This window comes from Rhizobium sp. YS-1r, assembly GCF_000757525.1.
Taxonomy (GTDB): domain Bacteria; phylum Pseudomonadota; class Alphaproteobacteria; order Rhizobiales; family Rhizobiaceae; genus Neorhizobium; species Neorhizobium petrolearium.
The window spans coordinates 1-12506 of the sequence record NZ_JPYQ01000009.1; the positions used below are offsets into that span (position 1 = coordinate 1).

16 protein-coding genes are annotated in these 12506 nt (G+C 60.6%); 10 read left to right on the forward strand and 6 right to left on the reverse strand.

What is annotated here, in order from left to right:
• Window positions 1–50: 50 nt before the first annotated feature.
• Window positions 51–563 (reverse strand): pyridoxamine 5'-phosphate oxidase family protein, encoded by a 513-nt coding sequence (locus tag JL39_RS09290; protein ID WP_037148970.1) that lies wholly within the window; start codon window positions 561–563, stop codon window positions 51–53.
• A gap of 184 nt (window positions 564–747) precedes the next feature.
• Between JL39_RS09290 and JL39_RS09295 the strand changes: the two genes are divergently transcribed.
• Complete coding sequence (locus JL39_RS09295; RefSeq protein ID WP_037148978.1) at window positions 748–1494, forward strand: YebC/PmpR family DNA-binding transcriptional regulator; 747 nt, start codon at window positions 748–750, stop codon at window positions 1492–1494.
• A gap of 165 nt (window positions 1495–1659) precedes the next feature.
• On the opposite strand, the gene JL39_RS09300 is transcribed toward JL39_RS09295, so the two are convergent.
• Window positions 1660–2661 (reverse strand): LLM class flavin-dependent oxidoreductase, encoded by a 1002-nt coding sequence (locus tag JL39_RS09300; RefSeq protein WP_037148980.1) that lies wholly within the window; start codon window positions 2659–2661, stop codon window positions 1660–1662.
• A 115-nt stretch (window positions 2662–2776) separates the two neighbouring features.
• On the reverse strand, window positions 2777–3607 hold the full coding sequence (locus JL39_RS09305; RefSeq protein ID WP_037148982.1) for a methyl-accepting chemotaxis protein: 831 nt from the start codon (window positions 3605–3607) through the stop codon (window positions 2777–2779).
• A 198-nt stretch (window positions 3608–3805) separates the two neighbouring features.
• On the opposite strand from JL39_RS09305, the gene ruvC reads away from it, so the two are divergent.
• From ruvC to JL39_RS09335, 6 genes are all read left to right on the forward strand, one after another.
• Window positions 3806–4315: a crossover junction endodeoxyribonuclease RuvC gene (gene ruvC / locus JL39_RS09310; RefSeq protein WP_037149610.1), complete on the forward strand. Its 510-nt coding sequence runs from the start codon at window positions 3806–3808 to the stop codon at window positions 4313–4315.
• A 165-nt stretch (window positions 4316–4480) separates the two neighbouring features.
• The gene (gene ruvA, locus JL39_RS09315) at window positions 4481–5098 is read left to right on the forward strand and encodes a Holliday junction branch migration protein RuvA (RefSeq protein WP_037148984.1); all 618 of its coding nucleotides are present in this window, start codon (window positions 4481–4483) and stop codon (window positions 5096–5098) included.
• 65 nt (window positions 5099–5163) lie between these two features.
• Entirely contained in the window at window positions 5164–5442 is a 279-nt protein-coding gene (locus JL39_RS09320) for an AbrB/MazE/SpoVT family DNA-binding domain-containing protein (protein ID WP_037148987.1), read from the forward strand.
• Window positions 5439–5846 carry a type II toxin-antitoxin system VapC family toxin gene (locus tag JL39_RS09325; RefSeq protein WP_037148989.1) on the forward strand — a complete coding sequence of 136 codons (408 nt, stop codon included), beginning with the start codon at window positions 5439–5441 and terminating at the stop codon, window positions 5844–5846. The genes JL39_RS09320 and JL39_RS09325 overlap by 4 nt, the downstream gene beginning before the upstream one ends.
• Window positions 5843–6883 (forward strand): Holliday junction branch migration DNA helicase RuvB, encoded by a 1041-nt coding sequence (gene ruvB, locus JL39_RS09330; protein ID WP_037148991.1) that lies wholly within the window; start codon window positions 5843–5845, stop codon window positions 6881–6883. The genes JL39_RS09325 and ruvB overlap by 4 nt, the downstream gene beginning before the upstream one ends.
• Window positions 6884–7073: 190 nt before the next feature.
• Window positions 7074–7460 (forward strand): hypothetical protein, encoded by a 387-nt coding sequence (locus JL39_RS09335; protein WP_037148993.1) that lies wholly within the window; start codon window positions 7074–7076, stop codon window positions 7458–7460.
• On the opposite strand, the gene JL39_RS09340 is transcribed toward JL39_RS09335, so the two are convergent.
• From JL39_RS09340 to JL39_RS09350, 3 genes are all read right to left on the reverse strand, one after another.
• The gene (locus tag JL39_RS09340) at window positions 7423–8310 is read right to left on the reverse strand and encodes an NAD(P)-dependent oxidoreductase (RefSeq protein WP_037148995.1); all 888 of its coding nucleotides are present in this window, start codon (window positions 8308–8310) and stop codon (window positions 7423–7425) included. The two genes, JL39_RS09335 and JL39_RS09340, sit on opposite strands and share 38 nt — an antisense overlap.
• On the reverse strand, window positions 8307–9119 hold the full coding sequence (locus tag JL39_RS09345) for a glycosyltransferase (RefSeq protein ID WP_037148996.1): 813 nt from the start codon (window positions 9117–9119) through the stop codon (window positions 8307–8309). Before JL39_RS09345 ends, JL39_RS09340 begins: the two co-directional genes overlap by 4 nt.
• A gap of 137 nt (window positions 9120–9256) precedes the next feature.
• On the reverse strand, window positions 9257–10477 hold the full coding sequence (locus JL39_RS09350; RefSeq protein ID WP_037148998.1) for an NAD-dependent epimerase/dehydratase family protein: 1221 nt from the start codon (window positions 10475–10477) through the stop codon (window positions 9257–9259).
• A gap of 122 nt (window positions 10478–10599) precedes the next feature.
• Between JL39_RS09350 and ybgC the strand changes: the two genes are divergently transcribed.
• The 3 genes from ybgC (at window position 10600) to tolR (ending at window position 12501) form a co-directional block, all read left to right on the forward strand.
• On the forward strand, window positions 10600–11049 hold the full coding sequence (gene ybgC / locus JL39_RS09355) for a tol-pal system-associated acyl-CoA thioesterase (protein WP_037149613.1): 450 nt from the start codon (window positions 10600–10602) through the stop codon (window positions 11047–11049).
• A 254-nt stretch (window positions 11050–11303) separates the two neighbouring features.
• On the forward strand, window positions 11304–12023 hold the full coding sequence (tolQ, locus tag JL39_RS09360) for a protein TolQ (RefSeq protein WP_037149000.1): 720 nt from the start codon (window positions 11304–11306) through the stop codon (window positions 12021–12023).
• A 25-nt stretch (window positions 12024–12048) separates the two neighbouring features.
• Window positions 12049–12501, forward strand: a complete 453-nt coding sequence (tolR, locus tag JL39_RS09365) for a protein TolR (protein WP_037149007.1) — start codon at window positions 12049–12051, stop codon at window positions 12499–12501.
• Window positions 12502–12506 lie beyond the last annotated feature (5 nt).

Here is a 12506-nt window from a genome sequence, read left to right on the forward strand (position 1 = left end):
GTCTTATCCAATACCTTTGCTCAACGAGTCATAATCTCTGGGACGTCACACTAGTGGAATTGCGGAAAGGCGAGGTGCTGCTTGACGCCGACCTCCGGCACCTTCTCGTCCTTCAGGTTCGCCTTGGCGATTTCCCAGCCGAACTTCAGCGAACTGTCCGTGGACGCCCAGATTTCCGCATCGTCGACGCGGAAGGCGAGCATGGTGAGCAGCGAGTCCTCCTTGCCGTTTTCGTACCAGGCGGCGGTCACGGCGCTCCAGTAGTTGTCGATCTTTGCCGGATCCTTGCGCACTTCGAGCGTTCCGGCAAGGCAGGCATGATAGTCGTGGTTCTTGCCGACGACGCAGAAATGCGCCCGTGTACCCGGACGGATGGCTCGCACCAGGTCCGTATCGGTCTTGGTGAAGAACCAGATCGTGCTGGTCTTCCGATCCACATGCGGCGCCATCGGCTGGAAATGCATATGCGAGCCTTCGATGCCGAGCATGCCTGCATGGATGTTGTCGATCTCGTCCCAGAGCTGGCGTTCCGGCGCTTCGCGGGCTTCTGTCAGGCTTGCCATAGATTGTCTCCTCTATCTTCGTTCAGATGAAGAAACAGCGAGGCTCGGGCTTTGTTCCTGGATCGGGGCGGCGAAAAGCCCGCGCCCCAACCGGAAATGCTCTTGAACGGAAAAGCCTTGAACCTGTTGGGCTTCGAAATTATAAGGCGCCCATTCCAAAGCAAGCTAAAGCGTCAGGGGTCCCATGGCTGGCCATTCACAGTTCAAGAACATCATGCACCGGAAGGGCAAGCAGGACTCGATCCGGTCGAAGCTGTTCTCCAAGCTCGCGCGCGAAATCACCGTCGCCGCCAAGCAGGGTTTGCCCGATCCGACCATGAATGCGGCCTTGCGTCTGGCGATCCAGAACGCCAAGGCGCAGTCCATGCCGAAGGACAATATCGACCGCGCCATCAAGAAGGCGTCCGGCGCGGATGCCGAAACCTATGATTCCGTCCGCTACGAAGGCTACGGTCCGGGCGGCACGGCAGTCATCGTCGAGGCGCTGACCGACAACCGCAACCGCACGGCCTCGAACGTCCGTTCGATCTTCACCAAGGCGGGCGGTGCGCTCGGCGAAACCGGTTCGGTCTCTTTCTCCTTCGATCATGTGGGCGAGATCACTTACAAGCCGGGCGCCGGCGATGCGGACAAGGTAATGGAGGCGGCGATCGAGGCGGGCGCCGACGACGTGACCTCCGACGAGGACGGCCACACGATCATCTGCGCGTTCGAAAGCCTTGGCGAAGTATCGAAAGCGCTGGAAGCCACGCTCGGCGAAGCCGAGACCGTCAAGGCGATCTGGAGGCCGCAGAACACGATCGAGGTCGACGAGGAAAAGGCGCAGTCGCTGATGAAGCTCATCGACAACCTGGAAGACGACGACGACGTGCAGAACGTCTATTCGAACTTCGAGGTCTCAGACGAGGTGATGGCCAAGCTTTCGGCTTGAGCCTACGCATCTTTCAACGCCCCTCATCCGCCCTGCCGGGCACCTTCTCCCCGTCAGAACGGGGAGAAGGACATATGCCGCGCCGGTTTCCGCGCCATGGACGTTGAGTTTGGCACGTTCCCTCTCCCCGCGAGGGGCAGGGTTCGGGTCGGGTGTAAATAGCCGCTACGCCTTCACCTTCTCCATCATCGGCAAGGTCGCGAACAGTTCCACCGAGCGCAGGCGCTTGTCGACGTCGTGGATCGGCATGGAGATGATCAGTTCGTCGGCCTCGGTCTCTTCGAGAAAATCGCTGAGCTTCGCCGTGATCGTCGGCACGGAGCCCACTGCCGCGTAACGCAGCGTGTGCTCGACGTTCATCTTCTCCATCGGCGTCCATAGGCCTTCCATGCTGTCGACCGGCTTCGGGAAGCGGGTGCGGACGTTCTTGCGCAAATTGACGAACTGCTGCTGCGAGGACGTGAAAAGCCGCTCAGCCTCGGCATCGGTTTCTGCCGCGACGCCCATGACGCCTACCATCACATAGGGCTTGTCGAGCTCAAGCGAGGGCTGGAACCGCTCACGGTAGATTGCGATCGCTTCCATCAGCATGTCGGGCGCGAAATGCGAGGCGAAGGCGTAGGGAAGGCCCAGCGCGGCGGCGAGGTGGGCGCTATAGATGCTCGATCCAAGCAGCCAGATCGGCACATGGGCGTCCATGCCGGGAACGGCGATGAGGCCCTGGTCCCTTTCCGGCGTGCCAAGCAGTTTTTGCAACTCGAGGATGTCGTGCGGGAAATTTTCCGCACCTGCTTCGAGGTTGCGGCGAAGCGCGCTTGCGGTGCGCATGTCGGTTCCCGGTGCACGGCCGAGGCCGAGATCGACACGACCGGGCAGCAGTGCTTCCAGCGTGCCGAACTGTTCGGCAATAACGAGCGGCGAATGATTGGGCAGCATGATGCCGCCGGAGCCGACGCGGATTGTCCTGGTCGCGGCGCCCACATGGCCGATCACCAGCGATGTGGCGGCGCTTGCGATGCCCGGCATGCCATGGTGTTCGGCGAGCCAGACCCGTTTATAGCCCTCTTCTTCCGCCTTGATCGCCATGCGGCGGGACTGATCGAGTGCATCGCGCACGGAATAACCTTCGCCGATTGGCGAAAGATCGAGAATGGAAAAGGGGATCATCGGCATGTCCTGAACGGATGGGTGACAGGGTGTCCCATCTATTTAGGCAGCCGTGTCCAGGAATGCGACCCCTCCGATCCACGGAAAAAGGGGCCGCGATGGCGGCCCCGACAGATCACGATTTGACCAGCCGCAGATGCGGACCACGCGTACCGGGATCACGCGGCGGCGGGTTGATGACCGTGACATGCATGAAGCGGCTTGCCTTCTGGTCGATCTCGGCGATCTCCCGGTCCATGCGGTCGAGCGTCAGCGTTTCGATATCTGCCTTCAGGCTTGCGGAGCGTCTCGATTTTGCAAGTTCGTTCAGTTCGTCATAGGTGGAGGACGCGGTGCCGGCCTGGGTTTCAACCCCCTCCGCGAGATTGCCGATGTGTTCGCCTAGAGCGTCCAGATAAAGGCTGAGGGCGTCCAGTTCCCGGCCGATCTGCTCAGTCTTCTCCGAGAGCGCCTCGATGCGGCCGGGTGATGCCTTGCCGCCGGGGTCGCTGCCGATCTTTTCAATAAGCCTCAGCGCGGCGGCAACCGCCTCCTTGGGACGGTGGATGTCGAGCTTGGCGTTCTCGGCGATGGTGGCCGCGTGCTGGGCAAGTGCCTTCTGCTGACGAAGGCCCAGGGCCACGGTGCCGGCAGCCGCGACCGCTTTGGAAAGGCGCGTGGATTCGTCGGCCTCTTTCCCGGCGTTTTCGGTCATGCTCTTCCGAAGAGCATCGGATTCGCGGCGCAGGAGACGGGCATTGCCGATGACCGAATCCACCGTGCTGCTCAGTGCGCGCAGACCGCGGTTGAAATCCCGCCGCATGCCCTCCAAGTGGGTGGGAAAGGGCGTATCGATTGTCGCCTCCAGGTCCCCGACGGCAAACCGTCTCAGCCCACTGTCCAGCGCGTTGACGACGACACGCATATGCTGCAGTTCCAATTCATTCGGATCTCGATCCCGTATCATTCGGGCGCCTCCTTTATGCTTCGGCTCCCCCCTTTGTGCTCAACCAACGCGGTGAAGGAAAGGCGGTTGCCGGATTTGTTGAGGTTCTGCCCAAATCCTTTTCCACATAGTTAACGGCGGCCGAGTTAGGCCGAAGTCGCCGATATGGCCGTCACGTCGGCGTGGCGCCTTTTGCGGGAAGGCGATAGGCTCATGCGCATGACAGAGACGATTCGCATCATCGGTATAGATCCGGGGCTTCGCCGCACCGGTTGGGGGATCATCGAGACGCTGGGCAACAGCCTGCGATTCGTCGCATCGGGCACGGTAACCTCGGATGGCGACATGGACCTCGCCTCGCGCCTCTGCCAGCTCCATGACGGGCTTGCAGAGATCGTGCATGCCTACAGGCCGGACGAGGCCGCAGTGGAACAGACCTTCGTCAACAAGGACGCGGTGGCGACGCTGAAGCTCGGCCAAGCGAGAGGGGTCGTCATGCTGGTGCCCGCGCGTGCCGGTCTGCCGGTTTCCGAATATGCACCGAATGCGGTGAAGAAGTCGGTGATCGGTGTCGGACATGGCGAAAAGCAGCAGATTCACATGATGCTGAAGATCCTGATGCCGAAGGCGGATTTCAAAGGCAATGACGCGGCCGACGCGCTGGCGATCGCCATCTGCCATGCCCATCACAGGGGTGGAAGACGCATGCGGCAGGCATTGGCGGGGTAGTTTGTTCTTGACTTGTTCACGTTGGGTCAATAGGTAATACTTGAGAAGTATTATCGTGCGCGTCACTGAAAAAGGTGTCTTCTTACGCGCGACGCGTCCCGCTATCGCGCCTATTTCCTTCGCTCGACATCATCTCCCCGAAACTCATCCCTGACGGACTTTCTTATGATCGGCAAGCTCAAAGGCACTATCGACGAGATCGGCGACGACTACGTTCTCGTGGACGTGCATGGCGTCTGTTACGAGGTCTTTTGCTCGTCCCGCGCGCTTTCGAAAATGGGCTCGGTGGGCGAGGCGGTGGTGCTCTTCATCGAGACGTATGTGCGTGAAGACCAGTTGAAGCTCTTCGGCTTTCTTTCGGCGCTGGAGCGGGAATGGTTCAACCTGTTGCAAAGCGTGCAGGGGGTCGGCGCCAAGGTGGCGCTCGCCGTGCTTTCGACGCTGACGCCATCCGAGCTTGCCAATGCGATCGCGCTGCAGGACCGGACTTCCGTGTCGCGGGCGCCGGGCGTTGGCCCAAAGGTGGCGATGCGCATCGTGACGGAACTGAAGAACAAGGCCCCGGCCTTTGCGGGCGAGGCGTCCGCGAATATCGGCTTCAAGCAGGAGATCGGCGAGGGTGTCGCTTCGGCGCCGGTCGCGGACGCGGTCTCGGCGCTGACCAATCTCGGCTACTCACGTGACCAGGCGGCGAATGCGGTGGCCGCCGCGTTGAAGAACGGCGGCGAAGGGGGTGACAGCGCCAAGCTGATCCGGCTGGGCTTGAAGGAACTGGCGCGGTGAGGGGATTGCAAAAGAGAGATTTCGCCTTACTATTCTCGGAATGTAAGGCGTAGCGGAGTTGCGATATGGGTTTCAGCATCACGATCACATCCAAGGGACAGATGACCATACCGAAAGACCTGCGTGACCAGTTGAAGGTCAAGCCGGGCGACAAATGCTATGCTTGGGTTCGCAACGGCGAGATGGTTGTCATTCCGCGTAATAAGCCTCTTGGTGAATTGGCTGGCGTACTCGGCAAGCCGCTGGCAAATGGACCGCTTTCGCAGAACGATATCGACAATGCTGTTATGGACGCCGCCGTCGAGCGATACGAAAACGCGATCAGACAGAGCGGCGGAGAATGAGTGGACGCATCGGCATCGATACCAACGTCCTATTGCGGATCGCCATTCCGGATGATGCGAGGCAGGTGGATGCCGTTAGCAGGCTTCTGGATCGGCTGGATGCCGACGATATTCTTTTCATCAATGTATCCGTCATCCTTGAAGCGAGCTGGGTCCTGAACCGCAAATACCGCTATCCCAGGGATCGTATCTTGGACTTCATTCAGGCCATATTGGAACGGCGCGAGTTCGAGGTGGCGGATTATGAGGCGGTCGGCAATGCTATCCATATCTGCCGTATGTCGAACGTGGATTTCGCCGATGCCTTGCTGAGTGAGATGAATCGTATCGATGACTGCAGTAAGACTTTTACGTTCGACAAGAAAGCCGCCGCGCGCGTCCCCGGAATGGAACTTCTCGCATGAGTGAAGCTGCCCGCCTGATATCGCCGGAAAAGCGGGGCGAAGACCTGGATGTGACGCTGCGCCCGCAGTCGCTGGACGAGTTCACCGGCCAGGCGGAGGCGCGCGCCAACCTGAAGGTCTTCATCGAGGCGGCGAAAGGGCGTGGCGAGGCGCTCGACCACGTGCTTTTCGTCGGCCCGCCCGGGCTCGGCAAGACGACGCTGGCGCAAATCATGGCGAAGGAACTCGGCGTCAATTTCCGTTCCACCTCCGGCCCGGTCATCGCCAAGGCGGGCGATCTTGCGGCACTGCTCACCAATCTCGAAGAGCGCGATGTGCTCTTCATCGACGAAATTCATCGCCTCAATCCGGCGGTCGAGGAAATCCTTTATCCCGCCATGGAGGATTTCCAGCTCGACCTCATTATCGGCGAGGGACCGGCGGCGCGTTCGGTGAAGATCGACCTTTCGAAATTCACGCTGGTCGCCGCCACCACCCGTCTCGGCCTGCTCACCACGCCGTTGCGGGACCGTTTCGGCATTCCGGTGCGCCTGTCGTTCTACACCGTTGAGGAACTGGAGCTCATCGTGCGGCGCGGCGCGCGGCTGATGAACCTGCCGATGACGGACGACGGCGCCCGTGAGATCGCCCGGCGTGCGCGCGGCACGCCGCGCATCGCGGGCCGGCTGTTGCGCCGCGTGCGTGACTTCGCGGAGGTCGCGAAGGCGGAGGCGGTGACGAAGGAGATAGCTGACGAGGCGCTGACGCGGCTTCTGGTCGATCATGCGGGTCTCGACCAGCTCGACAAGCGCTACCTCAACATGATCGCCGTGAATTTTGGTGGCGGGCCGGTTGGCATCGAGACGATTGCCGCTGGCCTGTCCGAACCGCGCGATGCGATCGAGGACATTATCGAGCCCTACATGATCCAGCAGGGTTTCATCCAGCGCACGCCGCGCGGCCGCGTTTTGACCGCAAATGCCTGGAAACATCTCGGAATGCAGCCGCCCAAGGATCTTGAGGCCGCGCAATTCCGGATGTTCACCGAGGACGAGTAAGCGATCACCTCCGGCGGTCCCGGCTGACCCGATCTTGATCTCCGGTCCCGGCCGGCGGAACCTTCGCTGTCTGCCTGGGTTTTCCTTGAAAAGGAGAACGCCATGCGGACGATCGATATCGAGAACGCAGTTCATCGGACATGGCAGCGAAGCGAGGGGGAGCTTCCGAAGAGCCGGTCGGAGTTCTGCCATGTCTGACCAGGGTCCCGATCGCATCCCCCCGGCCGAAGTGGCAGAAAATGCGGAGAAGGGGCTGAAATTGCGCGCGCAATATCGGCGCGGCGGCACGATGGCGGGTATCGCCCGGGCCCGCGATCTGAAGAACCGCAAGCCGCTTTCCGAGAAGACGATCAGGAAGATGGTAAGTTACTTCCATCGTCATAAGGCGGACAAGCGCGCCGAGAACTTCGGTGACGATGAGAATCCATCAACCGGCTATATCGCCTGGTTGCTTTGGGGAGGCGATGCCGGTCAGAAATGGGCCGAAGAGCACAAAAAGGCGATCGAAACGGCCAGAAACGAGGGCAGGATGCGGCGTTTCAAACAGTCGGAGCACGGGCGTTCGCCAGATTCCTGACAGTTCCGCTCAAAAGCATCATGCCGCCCGGCTTCCAGCCCAGCGTTCTGATCTTCTCCGTCGACATGGGATTGATCGAATGACGGTCGGCAGGGAGCGGCAGTTCATGCGGTCGATGCGGCAGATTGCCCAGGATTTCCCTTGTATCGGTCAGGATGTCGGAAATGTTGAAAACCTGCCCGTCGATCTTCCCTATCTCGGTATCGAGCATCAGGCGAACGGCAGCAGCCACGTCGTGGCCGTGGACCTCGGTGCCTGCCCGTGACGGCACGGGTCGACCGGCGAGGTAGTCCTCGAAAAGCGCGTCCCACTTGTTCGGCTGAAAGTCGCCGTAGACGCCCGTCAATCGCAGGCTCGCCGTGACGAAACCCGGGCCGGAGAGAGCTGCGAGTGCCCGCTCGCCGTCGAGCTTGATCTCTCCGTAAAGGCTGTCCGGCCTGAGGACGAGGTCTTCGGTCAGCGGCGTACCAGCCGGCAGTCCGTCGTAGACCGCACGACTGGAGAGAAAGATCGCGCGCCGCGTGCCCGCCCGTTTGGCCGTCTCGAAGAGCTTGACCGTCCCGTCGAGATTCAGCCGTCGGAAGCGGGCCGGATCGTCGCCTTCGCCGCCGCGGTATTTTCCGGGAAGGTGATCGAAGGCGGCATGCACGAAGAAATAGGCATCGTCGAAAGCCTCCATCCGGTCGATATCCGGATCAAGGGAGAGGGCTGCGAAACCGACCGGTCTGGAGAAGAGGTCGGGTGCGGGCGGCGTCCGCCCGCCGACGATGACCTGGTATCCGGCTTCCAGCAGGCCTTCGACGATGTAACGCCCCACAAGGCCCGTCCCGCCTGAAACCAGGACTTTCATGAAGGCTCCCCGGGTTTGGGAAGTGCCGCGAGATCCGGGACATCCCGACCCTCATGAAAGGCATCCCAAAGGTCGATCAGCGGGCGCAGGCGATCCGCTTTCGGATGATCCCTTTCCCAGGGTTTTTCATACTGGTAGTGCAGCACCGAAATGCTCTCCCAATCCCAGAGCGCCGGCATATTGAACCATACATATTGCAGCATGTTCATGAACACCGGCAGGCCGTGCCAGTCCGGGAAGAAGCTTTCGAGAAAGGTCTGGTCGGTGCGCCGCCAGAAGGCATCCGGCCGGTCGAGCGCGGCCAGCATCCGCTCGAAGGTCTCTGTGGAAGGCTTGGCAACGAAGACACCTGAGTTCAGCCGATGGAAATCGGCGAGGCTTTCATAGACATTCGGCGCGGCGGAGAATTCCGGATAGTCGAACAGCTTGTCGATGTTCTTCAGCACCAGCGCATCGGCATCGATGAAGACCGTCTTGTCGTATTCGGTGAGCTGCCAGAGGCGAAGCTTGCAGAAGTTGTCGAGGGGCGTGTGGAAGTCCGGCTTGCGGCCCTTGGTGAAGGGGGCCGCGCCATGCAGGTTTTGTCTGGCATGCCGTTCGTTGAAGGCGTCGGAGAGCGGCAAGTGGTCGACCTCGACCAGTCGGCAGCCGAGGGCTTCTAGCGGCGCAAGATCGTTTGCTCCGACACCGCCCGTGTGCAGTACGACGATGTCCGCCGCCGTTTCCGTCCGCTGGATCGAACGGGCGAGCGCCACGGCACCCATCGCGTAATCGGCATTGGTCACCAGCGTGACGAAGGCGTTTTTCATGGTGTGCAGTAGTCCCTTTTTAGCCCTCCGATCGTCATGCTCGGGCTTGTCCCGAGCATCTGCTGCCATTCAATATTCTCCGTGAACGGCAGATCCTCGGACAAGCCCGAGGATGACGGCGAGCAAATTCCCAGTCATCAGGATACCGATTTCAGCCGCTTGCCTTCCGGGTCGTGCTCCACCTTGGCGGCGATGTCCCTGGTCCAGGCAGAAACGGCGGGAACGCGTGATCTGTCAACGCGATAGGCGTATTTCTTCGCAACATCGACGATCTCGCCGAGCAGGCCTTCTCCGGGCGTGGTGGGAGCAAGGCCAAGACCGAGGAACTTCTCGTTCTTGACGATCAGCTCGTTTTCCGGCGCCTCTTTTCGCGGGTTCGGCAGCCAGGCGATCTTCGCGCCGGTCATCTTCGCGACCAATTCGGCAAGATCGCGCACCCGGTGAGTCTCGGTCATCTGATTGAAGATCTCGACGCGGCTGCCGCGCTCAGGCGGGTTGTTCAGTGCGATCTCGATGCAGCGCACCGAATCCTGGATATGGATGAAGGCGCGCGTCTGGCCGCCAGTGCCGTGCACGGTCAGCGGATAACCGATCGCCGCCTGGATGAGAAAACGATTCAAGACCGTCCCGTAATCCCCGTCATAATCGAATCTATTGATCAATTGCGTATGCCGCCGCGTTTGCTCCGTATGGGTGCCCCAGACGATGCCCTGATGCAGGTCGGTGATCCTCAGCCCGTCGTTCTTCGCGTAGAACTGGAAGAGAAGCTGATCCAGGCACTTCGTCATGTGGTAGATCGAGCCGGGATTGGCGGGATAGAGGATGTCCTGGGAAACGGTGCGGCCATCGGGGGTCTCGATACCGACCGGCAGATAGCCTTCCGGAATTGCCGCGCCGACCGTCGAATAACCGTAGACGCCCATTGTGCCGAGATGCACGAGGTGCGCGTCGAGTTCGAGTTCGACCAGAGCGTTCAAAAGGTTATGCGTGGCGTTGACGTTGTTGTTGACCGTGTAGTTCTTGTGCCGGTCGCTTTTCATGGAATAGGGCGCGGCGCGCTGTTCGGCGAAATGGATGATGGCGTCCGGTCGATGCTTTGCAAGCCAGCCCTTCAGGAGCTCGTAGTCCTTGGCGAGGTCGATCAGGTGGAAATGGATGCGGCGGCCGGTCTCCGCGTGCCAGATGCGGGTGCGCTCCTGGATGCTGTCCATCGGGGTGAGGGACTGGACGCCGAGCTCTGTGTCGATCCAGCGGCGGGAGAGGTTGTCGAGGATGTGAATTTCGTGGCCCGCATCGGACAGGTGAAGCGATGTCGGCCAGCCGACGAAACCGTCTCCGCCGAGGACTGCAATCTTCATGAGGTACTCTCCGCTGGTTTTCGATGAATTTCCTGATAGGGAGGAACTGTGACAGCTCTTGAAAGCTGGTTCAGTGTTCCACGATTATCCAGTGGGCGATGGGGTTTTTCCAAGGCAAGCTTATGCAGGCACACAATTTTTTGTTATCGGGCGAATTGGTCGAGGGAGGCCATCGGCTTGCCCAGCGCGTCTATTATGAAGACACGGATTTCTCGGGCCTCGTCTATCACGCGCGCTACCTGCACTTCCTCGAACGCGGCCGCACGGACTATCTGCGCTGCCTCGGTTGCGAGCAGAGCGCGCTTCTTTCGGCCGACGAGGAGGGGCTCGTCTTCGTCGTCCATCGGATGGAGATCGATTTCAAGCAGCCGGCCCGCATGGACGATATCCTCGTCATTCAGACGATGACGGAAAAGGCGGGCGGCGCGAAAATGGTGCTCAATCAGGAAATCCGCCGCGGCGACACGCTCTTGATTGCGGCAAAGGTGGTGATTGCCGTCATCAACAAACACGGCCGCCCGCGCCGCCTTCCGGAGAGCGTGGCGGAAAAGTTTCTGGGGCACCCGGTTTAGCTAAATGAAGTAAACCGGCATCCTCGGCTGTAACACATCCTTAACGATAATGATGTCTTACTGGCCGGTGAGGAATTTGTGCAACGCACGCCTTCCTTTGACCAAAATTGAAAGCGAGAAGCCAAGCTGGAAACTCAGGGCATCTTGGGGTTACGGCGGGCGCATTCAGCGATCAAGGACATTCTCGCGAGAGCGCGCTTTTGAACCCGCCCGGTCCTTAAAAACCGGGCGTTTGGATTCGGGGATAGTAGTAGATGGAACAGGTAGGTTTGGCGGCGGCGGCAAGCGAAGTAAGCCTCTGGTCGCTGTTCATGCAGGCCGGTCTTGTCGTCAAGCTGGTCATGATCGGTCTTATCGGCGCGTCGGTCTGGACCTGGGCGATCGTGATCGACAAATACGTGAGCTTCAACAAGGCGAAACGCCAGTTCGACCAGTTCGAACAGGTCTTCTGGTCCGGCCAGTCGCTGGAAGAGCTCTACCGCACGCTTTCGGAACGCCAGAACAACGGGCTTTCCGCTATCTTCGTCGCTGCCATGCGTGAGTGGAAGAAGAGCTTCGAGCGCGGCGCACGCGCGCCGATCGGATTGCAGATGCGCATCGACAGGGCGATGGACGTCACCATGGCACGTGAGAGCGAGGCTTATGAAGCCCGTCTCGGATCGCTCGCGACGATCGGTTCGGCGGGTCCGTTCATCGGCCTTTTCGGTACGGTCGTCGGTATCATGACCTCGTTCCAGGCGATCGCCGGTTCGAAATCCACCAACCTCGCCGTCGTCGCCCCGGGTATCGCCGAAGCGCTGCTTGCCACCGCGATCGGCCTCGTGGCGGCCATACCGGCGGTCATCGCCTACAACAAGTTCACCGCAGATGCCGGCAAGCTTTCGGGCCGCATGGAAGGTTTCGCGGACGAGTTTTCCGCCATTCTGTCGCGCCAGATCGATGAGAAGCTCCAGCCGCGCCAGGCGGCGCAGTAAAGCGATCCGCAAGGAGTAACGTATCATGGGTATGTCGGCCGGAGGAGCAAAGGCATCGGGTGGCGGCCGTCGCAGGCGCGGCGGCCGGCGCGGCGCTATCAGCGAGATCAACGTCACGCCGCTCGTCGACGTAATGCTCGTGCTGCTCATCATCTTCATGGTGGCGGCGCCGATGATGACTGTCGGCGTGCCGATCGACCTGCCGGAAACGCAGGCGAGTGCGATGAATGCCGATACGCAGCCGATCACTGTCTCGGTCAATCCGCAGGGTGAGATCTACCTGCAGGAAACGCCGATCGGCATCGACGAGATCGTACCGAAGCTGCAGGCGATCGCCACGACCGGCTACAACGAACGCATCTATGTGCGCGGCGACACGACCGCGGCCTACGGCGTCGTCATGAAGGTCATGGCCCGTATTTCCTCGGCCGGTTACAAGAATATCGGCCTCGTCACGCTTCAGGAACAGGAGAAGTGATCGCG